15 protein-coding genes are annotated in these 14,278 nt (G+C 53.9%); 10 read left to right on the top strand and 5 right to left on the bottom strand.

Annotation, left to right across the window (positions count from 1 at the left end):
- Positions 1-4 precede the first annotated feature (4 nt).
- Complete coding sequence (locus OO713_RS04845) at positions 5-997, top strand: 4-hydroxy-3-methylbut-2-enyl diphosphate reductase (RefSeq protein ID WP_264786442.1); 993 nt, start codon at positions 5-7, stop codon at positions 995-997.
- 72 nt (positions 998-1,069) lie between these two features.
- Here the strand turns inward: OO713_RS04845 and OO713_RS04840 are convergent, their stop codons facing one another.
- The 5 genes from OO713_RS04840 to OO713_RS04820 form a co-directional block, all read right to left on the bottom strand.
- A complete protein-coding gene (locus tag OO713_RS04840) occupies positions 1,070-1,276 on the bottom strand; it encodes a hypothetical protein (RefSeq protein ID WP_264784981.1) in 207 nt (68 codons plus the stop codon).
- Between the two features lie 4 nt (positions 1,277-1,280).
- Positions 1,281-2,303, bottom strand: a complete 1,023-nt coding sequence (fbaA, locus tag OO713_RS04835) for a class II fructose-bisphosphate aldolase (protein WP_264784980.1) — start codon at positions 2,301-2,303, stop codon at positions 1,281-1,283.
- Between the two features lie 13 nt (positions 2,304-2,316).
- On the bottom strand, positions 2,317-3,327 hold the full coding sequence (locus OO713_RS04830; protein ID WP_264784979.1) for a PfkB family carbohydrate kinase: 1,011 nt from the start codon (positions 3,325-3,327) through the stop codon (positions 2,317-2,319).
- A 92-nt stretch (positions 3,328-3,419) separates the two neighbouring features.
- On the bottom strand, positions 3,420-4,607 hold the full coding sequence (locus OO713_RS04825; RefSeq protein ID WP_264784978.1) for a DNA recombination protein RmuC: 1,188 nt from the start codon (positions 4,605-4,607) through the stop codon (positions 3,420-3,422).
- Positions 4,608-4,629: 22 nt separating this feature from the next.
- The gene (locus OO713_RS04820) at positions 4,630-5,199 is read right to left on the bottom strand and encodes a 3'-5' exonuclease (RefSeq protein ID WP_264784977.1); all 570 of its coding nucleotides are present in this window, start codon (positions 5,197-5,199) and stop codon (positions 4,630-4,632) included.
- Between the two features lie 32 nt (positions 5,200-5,231).
- Here OO713_RS04820 and ychF point away from each other — a divergent pair, with 32 nt between their 5' ends.
- From ychF to OO713_RS04775, 9 genes are all read left to right on the top strand, one after another.
- On the top strand, positions 5,232-6,305 hold the full coding sequence (gene ychF / locus OO713_RS04815; protein ID WP_264784976.1) for a redox-regulated ATPase YchF: 1,074 nt from the start codon (positions 5,232-5,234) through the stop codon (positions 6,303-6,305).
- Positions 6,306-6,377: 72 nt separating this feature from the next.
- Positions 6,378-7,826 (top strand): hypothetical protein, encoded by a 1,449-nt coding sequence (locus tag OO713_RS04810; RefSeq protein ID WP_264784975.1) that lies wholly within the window; start codon positions 6,378-6,380, stop codon positions 7,824-7,826.
- A 617-nt stretch (positions 7,827-8,443) separates the two neighbouring features.
- Positions 8,444-9,010: a hypothetical protein gene (locus tag OO713_RS04805; RefSeq protein ID WP_264784974.1), complete on the top strand. Its 567-nt coding sequence runs from the start codon at positions 8,444-8,446 to the stop codon at positions 9,008-9,010.
- Positions 9,011-9,159: 149 nt separating this feature from the next.
- Complete coding sequence (locus OO713_RS04800; protein WP_264784973.1) at positions 9,160-10,857, top strand: hypothetical protein; 1,698 nt, start codon at positions 9,160-9,162, stop codon at positions 10,855-10,857.
- Between the two features lie 37 nt (positions 10,858-10,894).
- Positions 10,895-11,467 carry a cytochrome b5-like heme/steroid binding domain-containing protein gene (locus OO713_RS04795; RefSeq protein WP_264784972.1) on the top strand — a complete coding sequence of 191 codons (573 nt, stop codon included), beginning with the start codon at positions 10,895-10,897 and terminating at the stop codon, positions 11,465-11,467.
- A 3-nt stretch (positions 11,468-11,470) separates the two neighbouring features.
- Positions 11,471-12,664, top strand: a complete 1,194-nt coding sequence (locus OO713_RS04790) for an FAD-binding domain-containing protein (protein WP_264784971.1) — start codon at positions 11,471-11,473, stop codon at positions 12,662-12,664.
- 25 nt (positions 12,665-12,689) lie between these two features.
- Positions 12,690-13,076: a RidA family protein gene (locus OO713_RS04785; RefSeq protein WP_264784970.1), complete on the top strand. Its 387-nt coding sequence runs from the start codon at positions 12,690-12,692 to the stop codon at positions 13,074-13,076.
- Positions 13,077-13,079: 3 nt separating this feature from the next.
- Entirely contained in the window at positions 13,080-13,898 is an 819-nt protein-coding gene (locus tag OO713_RS04780; RefSeq protein ID WP_264784969.1) for a polysaccharide deacetylase family protein, read from the top strand.
- Positions 13,888-14,235, top strand: a complete 348-nt coding sequence (locus OO713_RS04775; protein ID WP_264784968.1) for a DUF1801 domain-containing protein — start codon at positions 13,888-13,890, stop codon at positions 14,233-14,235. The genes OO713_RS04780 and OO713_RS04775 overlap by 11 nt, the downstream gene beginning before the upstream one ends.
- Positions 14,236-14,278: the final 43 nt, after the last annotated feature.

Here is a 14,278-nt window from a genome sequence, read left to right as displayed (position 1 = left end):
TGCGATGACCGACATTAAGCCCGAAAAGCGGGTGCTGCTAGCAGCCCCAAGAGGCTACTGCGCAGGCGTAGACCGCGCGGTAATCGCGGTTGAAAAGGCATTGGATCACTACGGCGCTCCAATCTATGTTCGCAAGCAGATTGTCCACAACAAGCACGTGGTGGCATCACTTGAAAAGCGCGGCGCAATCTTTGTTGACGAGGTGGATGAGGCCCCGGAGGGCTGCATCATGGTCTTTTCTGCTCACGGAGTTTCTCCAGCTGTTATTGAGGCGGCTCAAAAGCGAAACCAGCAGACGATTGACGCGACCTGCCCATTGGTGACCAAGGTTCACCGCGAGGTGCAGCGCTTTGCAGCAGACGGTTACGACATCTTGCTTGTTGGCCACGAGGGTCACGAGGAAGTTGAGGGAACCGCTGGTGAGGCGCCGGATGTTGTCCAGTTGATCGATGGCGACAAAGACATTCAAAAGGCCAAGGTCAAGGACCCCAGCAAGGTCATCTGGCTCTCTCAGACCACCCTCTCAGTCGATGAGACCATGGAAACGGTCGTCAAGCTACGTGAGAAATTCCCGACTCTGCAGAACCCACCAAGCGATGACATCTGCTATGCCACTCAGAACCGCCAGGTAGCGATCAAGAAGGTCGGCGCAGAAAGCGACCTAGTGATCGTTGTGGGCTCCGCTAACTCCTCCAATACCGTTCGCCTAGTCGAGGTTGCCCTGGACGCGGGTGCAAAAGCCGCCTACCGCGTTGACTTCGCAACTGAAATCAAAGACGAGTGGTTTGAAGGCGTTGAGACTGTCGGGGTCAGCTCCGGAGCGTCTGTTCCTGAAGAGCTGGTCTCTGATGTCCTGGATGACCTAGCCCGCAGGGGCTTTGGTGATGTTAGAACCATCACCACTGCCGAGGAAGACATTCAGTTTTCACTGCCAAAGGAACTTCGCAAAGACCTAAAGTCCGCCGGCGAGGACACCTCAAACAAAGCTAAGCGCTAAATCTTCAAACATCTCGTTACAGATTTGAGCTGAAGACAAAGCTTGAGACCTGCCGTTTTGCTCAACGGGGCGCTAGAAAATTCTCTCGCTGACCAAGTTGCCTGCTCGATCGAAGGTTCTCCAGGTTCCAGTTTGAATCCCCTTATCAAACTCACCGGATCGCATTAGCGATCCATCTTTCCGATAGAACTCCCACGGTCCATGCATTTCGCCATCTAGGTATTCACCCCGAAAACGAGGAAGCCCGTTCTCATAGAACGGGCTTATCTCTTTGGACATTTGTCTACCAGTTGGACTTGCCAGCTGATCCAAGCTGCTTGGCCGCTTCGACAACACGCTCGGACATGCCGGCCTCAGCCAACTTGCCCCAGGCGCGTGGGTCATAGGTCTTCTTGTTGCCAACCTCGCCATCAACCTTCAGAACTCCGTCGTAGTTGCGGAACATGTGATCAGCGATTGGGCGGGTGAATGCGTACTGCAGATCGGTGTCGATGTTCATCTTGATGACGCCAAATTTCACAGCGTCGGCAATCTCCTGCTCGGTAGAGCCTGATCCACCGTGGAAGACAAGGTCAAACGGCTTGTCCTTGCCGTATTTGGCACCAACCTCGTCCTGAATCTGCTTCAAAAGCGCAGGGCGAAGCACAACGTTTCCTGGCTTGTAGACTCCGTGCACGTTACCGAAGGTTAGGGCAGCCATGTAGCGGCCGTTCTCACCAAGACCCAGCGCCTCAGCCGTGGCCATACCGTCAGCGACCGTGGTGTAAAGGTGCTCATCGATAGCGCCCTCGACACCATCTTCCTCGCCACCAACTGCACCAACCTCGATCTCCAAAACGGCACCGATGTTGTTGGTGCGCTTTAGAAACTCACGAGCGATCTCGAGGTTCTGCCCCAGCGGAACCTCGGATCCATCCCACATGTGGGAGTTGAAGATGGACTCGCCGCCGTCCTTCACGCGCTCCTCAGATAGCGCGATCAAAGGCTTCACGAAGGTGTCGAGTTGCTCGAAATTGCAGTGGTCGGTGTGGAGTGCAACCTTGACGTCGTAGTTCTTTGCCACCTCGCGAGCAAAAGCTGCGAAAGCGAGTGCTCCAGAAACACGGTTCTTGATAGTTGGACCGCTCCAGTAGTCAGCACCACCGGTGGTCACCTGCAAAATGCCATCTGAGCCAGCTGCCTGCAAACCCGCAAGCGCAGCGTTGAGGGTCTGCGAGCTAGAAACGTTGATAGCCGGGTATGCGAAACCGCCCTTTTTGGCGCGGTCGAGCATCTCTAGATATTCTTCGGAATTTACAACTGCCATTTCGGCTCCTTACTTAGGCCTTGGCTGGCTCGCCCAACAGGCGAGAAGCGTCTGGAATTAGCTCTACGGTTGCTTCTACGAGATTGTCGATGGACTGCAGGCCACTGGTTGGCTGCTGAACCTTTGCAGCGCCCCACTGCACGGCAGCGGCAATACCCTCTGCAACATCAAAACCAACACCAAAGTCAGTTGGGCCTGCTGGGTGCGAGGTAACCGCGGATAGGAAACCTGCGATGGTTGAGTCACCAGCGCCAACAGTGTTGATTACCTTTACCGGAGCTGTGTACGCGTGAATCGCGTGGGTCTTTGTGACTGCGATTATGCCGTCAACACCAAGAGATGCCATGACGCAGTTCACGCCCCAGTCGTTTAGCTCACGCGCTGCATCGATGACATCACCGATGGTGTTCAGATCTCGACCCACGCACTCAGCTAGTTCGTGAGCATTTGGCTTCATTACGGTGGCCTTGCCCTGCTGAGCCCAATAGCGAAGTGCAGGTCCTGAGGTGTCTAGGACCACCTTCACACCGAGAGCGTGCATACGATCAAAAAGTGGGTGAAGGTCGATAACCGTGCCGGTCTCGACGATGTCAGGATGTGCCCCGGCAACCACGAGCCACTCGGCTTCGTTGTGCTTGACGGTCTTTTCGGTGAGCGCCACAACTGCGTCCCAGTCCTTCTGGTTTAGAGGTCTTGGGCTCTCGTTGATCTTGGTGGTGGGGCCGTCGTACTCAACGACAGTGGTGGAGACCCGCAGTGTGCCTTCAACCCATAGTGGAGTCAGGAAGCCTGAGCCAGTGCGCTCTAGCACACCTGGGTCTGCATTTCCGATGGGTACGATGCCAGGGGCCGGGATACCTGCCAGGTGAAGACCGCGAGACACGTTGATTCCCTTACCAGCGAGCTCTTCTCCAACGCGCTCTGCTCGGTTTACTCCGCCCTCAACGAGGTTCTTTACGAAGTAGGTGCGGTCTAGCGTTGGTGCTGGGGTAAGAGTAACGATTGGCGCTTTTTTGCCAGCCATTAGAGATCTCCTTGATGTGAGAAAAACTAAAGAAAGCACTCACATCTTTGTAGGCGCAACGCACTCACTATAGCCTCATTTCGGCTCGGAGATTAGCTCTCAAGTTCCTTTGCAGTAATCGTGTTTGGCGATTCTTCGATGACCTTTGGGGCGGCTAGATCCTCAGTCCCTAACTCATTTTCATCAAGGTCGTTGAGCTTTCGCGCGGTTACCAACATTCTGGATTCCAGCGACGATACGAATGCGTTGTAGTCCTTGACGGTAGAAGTGATTGATCTACCAAGCTTGTCGGCCACCTGAGCCACCTTGCCAACGCGCTCATAAAGCTCGCGACCAAGGCGAATCATCGCGCGGACCTGGGTCTCATCGGCATTCTGACGCCATATGTAGTTGATGGTCTTGAGGACCGAAAACAGGCTGACCGGCGAGGCTAGCGCAACATTCTTCTTGAACGCATATTCCAAGATTGCAGGGTCTGCCTCAAGAGCGGCTGACAGCAACGACTCTGAAGGCACAAAGCAAACTACAAAGTCTGGAGATGCAGAGAGGCCGGTCCAATAGGCCTTGGAGCCAAGGTCGTCGATGTGCTTTCTAACCGCCTTCACATGCTCCTCCAGAAGACGCTTCCTGCGATCGAGTTCTTCGCCAGTCGCCAACTCAGAGATAGAGGAGGCCTCTTGATAAGAATTGAACGGGACCTTCGAGTCAATAGCTAGGGCCTTGCCGCCAGGCAGGTTGATCACCATGTCGGCGCGACCAGCTCCCGCCGATGTTGAGATTGTCGACTGCTCAGCAAAATCAGCGTGCTTGATTAGTCCAGCCAGCTCAACGAGCTTTCGAAGCTGCGCCTCGCCCCAGACGCCGCGGAGTGAATTAGAGGACAGCGCTTGGGAAAGCTGCTGGGTCTGCTTGCGCAGATTCTCATCGGTTTCAATTGCAGCCCTGAGCTGCTCAGAGATTGAGCTGAACTGTTCAGAGCGCTCGCGCTCGAGTCTTTGAACAGTAGTTTGCATTTGCTCAAGCTGCTGCTTCACGGGGGCAAGTTGGACCAGAATCTTGTTTTCCTGTTCGGTGAGCTGTTTCTGCTCAACAAGTTGAGTGTCAGCCTTGGCCAGCTGCTCCCGTAAAGCTGAATTAGTCGCTTCGAGGGCGGCTAGCTTAGTCAAGGCCTCGGTGTCAACCGCAGGGCCCTTTGCCTTCGCATACCGAAAGCCACCGAGCGCACCGAGAATAAGTCCAATGACTAGGGCATTGAGGCCAACTAAGAAAATTTGATCCATGCCGGTCAGTATTACACCCGGGTCAGACAACTAGGGGTTTGAGCTGTTGTTTTGTTGCTGTCAGAAGGTCTTCGACAGTTTCAACATCATGCCGATTAGCGGCATGCAGGATGATTCTTGCGCAAGCATCGGAGTCGGCGAGGGCATCGTGGTGCTTGAACTCCTCGTGACCAATGGCGTAGGCCACCGCGTTGAGACGGTAGCTCTCAAGAGCATAGGTCCGTCTTGCAATGCTGAGGCTGCAAAAGTAATTCAGCTGCGGCAGGTCAAACCCAACGGCCTCTGCGCTGGCGCGCAACACACCCATATCGAAGCTGGCGTTGTGCGCAACGAGGGGCAACCCCTCTGTGAACAGCAACAGCTCCGGCAAAATCTCCTCCCAATCTGGGGAGTCGACAATGTCCTCTGGACGAATTCCATGAACCTGGATGTTGCCCTCATGGAACCAGTTGTTTGGGTATGGGGGTCTAAAGAGCATCGCTAGCGACTCTTGGATTTGGCCATCTCGAACCCTCACAAGACCAACTGCGCAAGGGGAGGCCGGGGAGCCATTAGCCGTCTCAAAGTCGATAGCCACAAACTCCAAACCCATGAACGCAATTATGAAGCAATAAACTTTGGCGAATGGCCCTAACTATCGGAATCGTTGGACTACCAAACGTTGGTAAGTCCACCCTGTTCAACGCACTAACCAAGAACAATGTGCTTGCTGCAAACTACCCATTTGCGACCATCGAGCCAAACGTCGGTGTGGTGAACCTGCCAGACCCAAGGCTCAATCGCCTGGCGGAGATCTTCGGTTCCGAGCGCATCCTCCCTGCCCCGGTTTCATTCGTCGATATCGCGGGTATCGTTCGAGGCGCATCAGTGGGAGAGGGTTTGGGTAACCAGTTTTTAGCAAACATCCGAGAAGCCGATGCAATCGCTCAGGTAGTGAGAGGTTTTGCTGATTCAGACGTCGTTCACGTGGACGGGAAGGTAGACGCCAAAAGCGATATTGAGACCATCAATACCGAGCTGATCCTGGCTGACTTGCAAACCCTAGAGAAGACCAGACCGAGAATTGAAAAAGAGGTCAAGGGTAAAAAGGTTGACCCAAGCACATTAGAAACCATCGACGAAGCAATCAAAGTCCTCAACGATGGCACGCCACTATCTCTTTCCAAGGTTGACCTAACGCCAATCAAGGACCTTGGACTGCTGACTTCTAAGCCAATCTTGTTCGTCTTCAACGTCGATGAGGGTGTTCTCACCAACCCAGCCAAGAAGAAAGAGCTGGCAGACCTAGTGGCCCCAGCAGAGGCTGTGTTCCTGGACGCCAAGGTTGAGAGCGAACTGATTGACCTCGACCCAGAGGAAGCCCAGGAGTTACTTCAGTCCCTAGGTCAAGAAGAGTCAGGGCTTGACCAGCTGGCACGTATCGGCTTTCAAACCCTAGGTCTTCAGACCTACCTAACCGCCGGTCCAAAAGAGTCTCGTGCTTGGACCATCCGAAAGGGATGGAAAGCACCCCAGGCCGCTGGCGTTATCCACACTGACTTCGAAAAGGGCTTCATCAAGGCCGAAGTTGTGGCCTTCACAGACCTAGATTCAGCTGGTTCAATGAACGAGGCAAAGGCCCAAGGCAAGGTCCGCATGGAGGGCAAGGACTACGTCATGCAGGATGGCGACGTGGTTGAGTTCCGCTTCAACGTCTAGCGCGTCGCTGGCTATGTGCGGGTAGCCGAAGAGGAATCTTTCGGTCTTTCTGACGCACGCTACCTTTGCGAAATGCGAATTAATATTTCCACTAAACGGGACCTTTCACTGTGGGTCGTTTTCTCCCTAATCACCTCAGCGCTGCTTTTGGTTTCGCCACCGGCGGCTAAGGCGACGACCATCACCATGTCCGGCGCTTCAATCACCGCTTCTCCTTCTGGAGCGTCAGGCACTGGAACTGCAGCTGGTACGCCACTTGTCTATCCGAGCAGCATCTCTTTTGGAACGCAGATTTCTTGGTCGTTTACTGCCCCAAGCTCAATCACGACCTGCAGCATCGTCGGTGGGTCTACAGTGATGACAAACGTTCTAACTGCAGCAACCACTTCGACCACGGTTTGTCGAATTAGTGGAACCGTGACCTCAGATCAGGCGGAGGGTCTAGTCGTTCTAACTGTTGCGTGGGGAGTGGCCAGCAATCAGTCAGTCACTGCTTACACGAGCTTCCAAAAGGAGTTCAACTATGGTTCGAATGCCGTTTCAAGTTCAATGGTTTTGACCGGCACTAATGGAATGGCAATCGGATCGACGATATCTATCGCGACTCCTACGGAGTGGAAGAATCCATACCTGAACACGCTTCCAGCGTCGAGCTTCTATGGTTTTGCGTTTATTTCAAATGCTAAGTGTGGAGAGCAGAACTCCAGCTACACACGTGTTTACTTCAACAACAACGACTGGAATTACGCAGTAAATGGCTTCCAGATTCCCGCATCGGCAGTCGACGCGAACAACAGAACAATCGCTGATCTAACTGGCTATGGCATTGAATTCAATCTTCACCCAACCGCAAATAACATGATGACAAACCGTGTGGGTCCATACAAAATTGGCGAGACCTCACTTGTTGCATGTACTCACCCAAACGGTGGTGGCGGATTTCAGGGTCCTGTTGGTTCTATCGTGCGAGGCTCTGCAGCCCAGGGACAGAAGTATTCAGGCCCTGAGTTCTCTTCATTCGGCGATGCAACCCTGGCGGGCAACAAGCTAACCACCTCTGGCAAGAAGCTAGACAGCATCACCTCAATGAAGATCAACGGCGCTGCCGTGACATACAAGGTGAACTCGGCAAATGAGCTTGAAATTGAGCTCCCCAAGGACCTAGCTCCCGGCAAGTACGACGTGGAGATCACCTCAACCCACGGCAAGCTGACTCACCTTCAGGGCATCACCATCAAGGCAGTAGTCCCAACCAAGGAGATCTCCTTCAAGGGAGACGGTGCTTGGCTGAACTACGGTTCTTTGATCGACTTGACCAACGCTGCTAAGCAGATTGGTTCGGAGTACACCTCAGTCAAGTGCATCGTGAATGCTGCAGATCCCGCTGTTGCCGAGCGCTTGGCAAAGCGTGCCTGCTCCTACATCGAAGCCAACCGCCTTCGTGGCAAGGCTGTGACCTACGAATCCAAGAGCACCTTCAAGGGCGAGGGATTCTGGGTCCGCATTGTTGCCAACGGATAACCAGCTCCAAAGAAAAACACCCGCGAGAAAACTCGCGGGTGTTTTTCTTTCGGGAGCCTTAGGTGGCGAAATGGGAACATTTTCGAGACTGGGTCCCAATGCGAAATTTAGGCTGAGGACACATCTGAAATTGGGGATAAACATTGAAGCATCGCATTCTGATGGCAGCGCTCCTTGCGTCAACCGCTATAGCACCAACGGGGCTAGTGGTTCAGGCCGCTCAAATCCAGGCCACTACTCAGACTCAAATAACTCATCAAAATCCCGGGACTGTTGGGGTGGGTGCAGTATTGGAGATAACTCCGGCCACTTGGAGTTCTCTGCCCTCAACGCCTAACATCACCTACAGCTGGCAGTACAGACCCTCCTGCACATCGGCGGTGCAGTCTTTCCCCTTCTCCCTAACATCCGGAGGTCAGGCGGTTAGCTCTTCACAGCTAGTGATACCCGCAACCATTTATGTTGGTTCGGCTAGCTCGAGGTACGTCTATGACCAAGCTCTTTCTACGGATGGGCTTTCCATCCTTGGTGTTTCAGGGTGGAACAATTCTCCTGATTTCGGAAGTTCCCCGGGCCGATCTTTTGGGGTTGGTTCAGGATTCTGCTCGGAGGCTCCTTTGAGAGGTTCTACTAATGCTGGGTCCGCCGCCCCAAAGTACTCTGGCCCTGAGTTTTCATCCTTCGGCTCAGCGACACTGGCTGGTAGCAAGATTGTGGTTTCTGGAAAAAAGCTCGACTCAATCACCGCTATGAAAATCAACGGCGCCGCAGTCACTTATAAGGTGAACTCGACCTCTGAACTGGAGATTGAGGTGCCGAGCGACCTAACTCCTGGCAAGTATGACGTCGAAATCTCCTCTGATCACGGCAAGCTAACTCACCTTCAGGGCATTACCGTGAAGGCGGCGATTCCGACCAAGGAGCTTACATTCAAGGCTCCGGGCGAGAGCTTCCAGTTGGGATCCCTTCTGGATCTGACCAACGCTGCTAAGCAGATTGGTTCGGACTACACCTCAGTCAAGTGCATCGTGAATGCTGCAGATCCCGCTGTTGCCGAGCGCTTGGCAAAGCGTGCCTGCTCCTACATCGAAGCCAACCGCCTTCGTGGCAAGGCTGTGACCTACGAATCCAAGAGCACCTTCAAGGGCGAGGGATTCTGGGTCCGCATTGTTGCCAACGGATAACCAGCTCCAAAGCAAAACACCCGCGAGAAAACTCGCGGGTGTTTTGTCTTAATACAGTTGTTCATTTTGCGGGTGACAACTGTTCGGTCAGTCCCAGCGCATCGAAAGCGGGGATTAACTTGCCCTAGCTCAAAAGCTAGGAGTAATGCATGCGCGCTAGGTCGGGTCTGAGAATCGGTGTGGCACTGAGTCTGGTGGCAAGTTTTGCCGTTATCGATCTATCAGGGGTCAACCCGAACACCTCGACCTTTGCAATTGCGTCCTCTACCTGTGAGTCATCCACACCGACCCTTCAGAATGGCTCTTTCGAGAACCTCCCAAACGTGGCGAGTATCTCGAATCCGGTTTACGGTGGTTGGCACGGGTATGCCGGTGGTCCACCACAGGTGTTGCTTTTGAATCAGAACCAACCTGACCAGCGCATCCAGGGCTGGAAGACCACCGCAGCTGACCAGTATTTGGAGATTCAGCGTCAGCTCCCGGGTTATGCCCAAGATGGCACTAGGCGTTCCGGAGCATACTTTGATACCCACAACGCTCAGCCCGCCGATGGCCAGTATTTCGCTGAGATTAACGCAAACTACTTGGCTGCTTTTTACCAGGACATCGAAGCTCAGGTCGGGCAAACCTATTACTGGAGCGTGAAGCACCGAGGTCGTCAGTTCGCCGCCAATGCCACCGACACCATGTTGGTCAGAATTGGGCCCCCAGGTGCACTGGTCCAGCAGACTGGTGTCAAGCGCTTCAGGCCTATCAATGACCCCTACACCGGATCTCCCGTTTACGGCAATGCCGATACTGAATCGGTGTCGATCTTTAGAACAGCCTTAGAAGACGGTTGGGTGAAGTATCAGGGCGCATATGTTCCATCGCTTTCCGAGACCATTCGCTTCCAGTTCGAGGCCGCATCGGGCGGTTCAGTAGGTAACTTCATCGACGACATTCAGTTCACGGTGTTTAAGGCTTGTGCAGCTGAGGTCGCGGTAACCGCTGGCACCGAAGCCGCAATTGACGTGACGTCAGCGGCGATTTCCCTTGGCGATGACCAAGAGCTGGTGGGAGCTAGGGTTCTGGGCGGTGTTGAGGGCCAGGTGATTGTTGAAGGCAACAGCATTCGTTTTGAGGGTGAACAAAATGGTGACGTCGATGTTGAATACACCGTCGGCATGAACTTTGCCGGATCTACCCTCACTCAAACCGGAGTAATCACCTTCCGCGTATCAGGAGGCGTCGATGCTCCCGTGGCCGCCGCCGTCGATAACACCCCGGTTCGCTACCGTGGGCCCGAATTCTTTGGTCCAGCTCACGGTGGTGTTCTGCCTGGCAGCACACTCAGGGTTGAGGGGCGAAACTTCGACACGATCCAAAAGCTTTACTTGGGCGAGACCGAGGTTGACTTCAAGCTAACTGGTGAGCAGCAGCTTGCCATCAAGATCCCCTTGGATTTTGCAGTTGGAAGATATGACCTCAAGGCAATCGCAGGGCGTCACGGGACCGCACACTTTGATAACTTCGTGGGACTCAGGGCCTTGCCCGCTGCATTTTCGAAACTCACCGCCTCGAGCGGCAAGATCACCGGAGTCGGGCTTCTATCCCAGGTGGTGAGTGCTCGTAAAAAAGATCTAATGCTCAACAAGGCTCAGTGCGTTGTGAACAGTAGCTCTTTGGAGCGAAGCAGAGAAAATGCCGCGCGACTTTGCTCCTTGGTAGCAAAGGCTGCAAAGGGAGTCAGTCAGTTCGAAATCGTCACTCGGGCAACAGTTACCGGAAATCGAGTGTTTGCAAGGGTGAGTTATGGATACGTTCCAGACAGCTCTGACTCGGCCGTTTGGTTGGCTCTGAAGTAGGGAATCCAGGGGGTCAAACAGGTGTTGACCCTGAGCAATGAATTCCCTTCGTCTTGTAGTGCTCGGTTTGCTAGTTGCAGCCCTGGCGGCTTGCTCGCAAACTCCGAGTGAGCCGGCGCCTAGCGCTCCATCAAGCTCGGTTTCAGCATCCCAACAGCCGCAGTCCGACCAGGCTGAGCAAGAGGCTGATTCGCCTGAACCTGAGACTGAAAAAGACCAAGAGGCGAGTGCGGAAACTCCGAACGATCCTGAGCCATCATCAGAACCTCAGGAGAATGCCAGTTCTCAAACTCCAGCTCCGGCACCAAAGCCTTCAAGTTCAAAGTCGGCCAGTCCTGCTCCATCTCAAACCCCTGCTGAATCTCCCACTCCCGTCGGATACACCCGGGCACAGGTCTCTGAAAAGAATTCACGCACTACCTGCTGGGCCATCGTTGGCGGATCGGTCTACGACCTCACCGACTGGATCAGCAAGCACCCTGGCGGGGCTAGCGCAATTGCTTCACTCTGCGGGACTGATGCCACCGCCAGTTTTGATGCCCAGCACGGCGGTCAGGCTCGACCGTCTTCAACTCTCGATGCCTACTACCTTGGCCTACTGTTGGACTAACGAATGATTGAACTAGACCTATCGCTTACAAACGAAGAGCTCCTCCAAAGACATTTCGCGGGCCTTTATCAAGGCACTGGGGCTAGCTCGATACCCGGTGGACAGAGCGCTGCGAACCAAGCCCTTGCCGAGTTGGACATCAGGGGTTACGCGGCAAATCGATCTGAGGTATTGCCCACTCACGCCCGAGGGGCGAGCGTGCTATCGCCATACATTCGTCACAATCTCTTGACCCTGCGCCAGGTCTGGGATCGGGTTGAAAACGCACCTTCTAAGGACCGCGAGAAGTTTCGCGATGAGCTTTTGTGGCAGGAGTACGCAAGACATCTCTACGCCCGAGTGGGCAAGCGAATGTTTTCAGCGCTTAGATTCGAACCGGCTGGCAGTGCACAGGGCGATGGTTGGGACCGCGAGATGCACTGCATTGACATTGTGGTATCTGAGCTCGAAGAAGATGGTTGGTTGGTGAACCAAACCAGAATGTGGCTTGCTTCGCACTGGAGTGTGCGCAACGGCATGGACTGGAGGTTGGGCCAAGAGCGAATGTATCGAGAGTTGATAGATGGCTCTCGTGCTGCCAACCTGCTTGGTTGGCAATGGACGGTTGGTGCTGGAACTGGCAAGCCCTATGGATTTGCACGCTGGCAGGTGGAGAAGCGAGCTCCTGGTATTTGCATGCGCTGCCCCCTCAACAAGGCCTGTCCGATTCAGGAGTTTCCCGAGGAGCAAATCCTCGACCGGGTTGAGCGAGACGCATTGGTCGAAAACGATCCAAACCCAAAGCGAACTGCCGGCCCAGTTGCTGCACTGGAAATATCAAAACCCGAGGTCGTGCTGCTAACTATCGATTCGCTGGGGGATAGCGACCCAGCATTGACTGCCAATCCGGATTTGCCGGCGGTATTTGTATTCAACGAGACTGCGCTTCAAAAACTGCAGCTCTCTAGCAAGCGAATTCACTTCTACCTCGAGACTCTGAAGGATTTGGCAACCAGAAGAGAGCTTCGGGTATACCTGGGAAGCCCATATAGTTATGCCGACGCCCAAGCTGTCGCAGTCACCTTTGCACCGGTACCGTCCTTTTCAAGGTTCAAAAAGATTGCCCAGCTGCACCCCTACCCGTGGCTAGTCACCCCTCACGCCGGTAGTGTCAGATCCTTCAGCGCGTGGCGCGAGAAACTCCCCAAGATTCGCTAACCTAGCGAAATCAAAGGAGTTTCAAATGGCTGCAGATCAACTAATTTCATCCGGTGGACCCTGGGAGTCGGTGATTGGTTACTCCAGAGCGGTGAAAGCGGGATCTTACGTCCATGTTTCCGGAACCACCGCAACCGTTGATGGTGAACTCCAGCACAAGGGTGATGCCTATGGTCAGGCCAAGGTTGCCTTTTCGATCATTGAAAAGGCACTCGCTCAGGTTCAGTACTCCCTTGGCGATGTCGTGCGAGTGCGCATTTATCTTAAGGATGAGGCGGACATGGATGCAGTGGGCAGGGCCAACGGCGAGCTTTTCTCAAAGATCAGACCGGCTCTCACCATCTTGGCGGGCGTGAAATTTATCAATCCCGAAATGCTTGTAGAGATTGAGGTTGATGCCTACCAGGCATAGACCATGAAGCGGTGGTTCAAGACTTCACTGGGGCTGACAATCTTTGGCGCGCTGTTGATTGCACCGTTTTCAAATTCACTCCCAACCAGCGCTCAAACCAAAATCACCGATCCGATATTTGATGTCGCTATTGCTCAGCTCCATTTACAGCTCGCCGAGGTTGAGGATGAAGAGCAGGAGCCAGAACCACAACCCGAGCTTGTTACCGAAAGCGTTGACTGCCAGCTTGAGAAGTGCATTGCACTGACTTTTGATGATGGTCCGACCAGCAACACCTATGGAATTTTGAAGTCGCTCAAGAAAGCCGGAGCCAAGGCCACCTTCTTCGCTATTGGCCTGCAACTTCGTGCCCACCCCGAGATCGCCCAGTTGGTCTTATCCCAGGGTCATGAGCTTGGTGGCCACTCCTATGACCATCGGAAACTGCCGTATTTATCGAGGGCAGAACTGGAGCGAGACTTTAGTTATGTCTCAAAACTGATGTTTGAGGCGACCGGGGAGAGGCCGGAGCTCTTCCGGCCACCCTTTGGTGAGTATGACGATCTAGTTCAAGAGGTTGCCCAGTCCCCACTCATTTTGTGGAGCGTGGATCCAAAGGACTGGCTGACTCGAAACCCAGATGAGACCTATGAGCGAGTGGTTCAAGCGGCAAAGCCCGGCGCCATCGTGGTGATGCATGACAATCTGGCATCCACTCGCTTTGCCCTACCAAGGATTTTGAAGACCCTGAAGTCAAGGGGCTATAGGTTTGTGACCGTGAGCGAAATGATCAAAGACCTAAACCCTAATGAGGTTTATCGATCGGGACCAAATGGCAACTAGTGAGGTGGATTCCTACCTGAGTCAGTTTTCTGGACCAGGCCTGCTGGCTGCTCAAGATCTACGCGCTCGACTGACTGCACTAATTCCCGATGGCGAGGAGGGCATGTCCTATGGAATGCCGGTCATCAAGGTGGCTGGGAAGGCAGTCGCGGGTTGGGCTATCAATAAGGCTCACTTGGGCTACTATCCGCACAGCTCGCTGGTGCTCGACAAGGTTCAGGGTCTTGAGGGTTACAAAAAATCCAAGGGTGCTTTGCAAATTCCTTTTGATAAACCACTTGCCGATCAGGTTTTAGTTGAGCTGGTAGCAATTCGCCGGGCCATGCTTAGCGTTTAGCAGGTTAAATTTCCCAGTACCGTTTCGCTTGTTCGGCAAGGGT

This window comes from Aquiluna sp. KACHI24 (assembly GCF_025997915.1).
Classification (GTDB): domain Bacteria; phylum Actinomycetota; class Actinomycetes; order Actinomycetales; family Microbacteriaceae; genus Aquiluna.
Note: the sequence above shows the minus strand (reverse complement) of the source record. Positions and strands in the feature narration are given on the sequence as shown.

What these genes read in the sequence shown, in the direction of transcription:
- OO713_RS04845 (WP_264786442.1), top strand. Translation starts at nt 5, where the DNA reads ATGACCGACATTAAGCCCGAAAAGCGGGTGCTGCTAGCAGCCCCAAGA.
- OO713_RS04840 (WP_264784981.1), bottom strand. Translation starts at nt 1,276, where the DNA reads ATGTCCAAAGAGATAAGCCCGTTCTATGAGAACGGGCTTCCTCGTTTT.
- fbaA (WP_264784980.1), bottom strand. Translation starts at nt 2,303, where the DNA reads ATGGCAGTTGTAAATTCCGAAGAATATCTAGAGATGCTCGACCGCGCC.
- OO713_RS04830 (WP_264784979.1), bottom strand. Translation starts at nt 3,327, where the DNA reads ATGGCTGGCAAAAAAGCGCCAATCGTTACTCTTACCCCAGCACCAACG.
- OO713_RS04825 (WP_264784978.1), bottom strand. Translation starts at nt 4,607, where the DNA reads ATGGATCAAATTTTCTTAGTTGGCCTCAATGCCCTAGTCATTGGACTT.
- OO713_RS04820 (WP_264784977.1), bottom strand. Translation starts at nt 5,199, where the DNA reads ATGGGTTTGGAGTTTGTGGCTATCGACTTTGAGACGGCTAATGGCTCC.
- ychF (WP_264784976.1), top strand. Translation starts at nt 5,232, where the DNA reads ATGGCCCTAACTATCGGAATCGTTGGACTACCAAACGTTGGTAAGTCC.
- OO713_RS04810 (WP_264784975.1), top strand. Translation starts at nt 6,378, where the DNA reads ATGCGAATTAATATTTCCACTAAACGGGACCTTTCACTGTGGGTCGTT.
- OO713_RS04800 (WP_264784973.1), top strand. Translation starts at nt 9,160, where the DNA reads ATGCGCGCTAGGTCGGGTCTGAGAATCGGTGTGGCACTGAGTCTGGTG.
- OO713_RS04795 (WP_264784972.1), top strand. Translation starts at nt 10,895, where the DNA reads ATGAATTCCCTTCGTCTTGTAGTGCTCGGTTTGCTAGTTGCAGCCCTG.
- OO713_RS04790 (WP_264784971.1), top strand. Translation starts at nt 11,471, where the DNA reads ATGATTGAACTAGACCTATCGCTTACAAACGAAGAGCTCCTCCAAAGA.
- OO713_RS04785 (WP_264784970.1), top strand. Translation starts at nt 12,690, where the DNA reads ATGGCTGCAGATCAACTAATTTCATCCGGTGGACCCTGGGAGTCGGTG.
- OO713_RS04780 (WP_264784969.1), top strand. Translation starts at nt 13,080, where the DNA reads ATGAAGCGGTGGTTCAAGACTTCACTGGGGCTGACAATCTTTGGCGCG.
- OO713_RS04775 (WP_264784968.1), top strand. Translation starts at nt 13,888, where the DNA reads ATGGCAACTAGTGAGGTGGATTCCTACCTGAGTCAGTTTTCTGGACCA.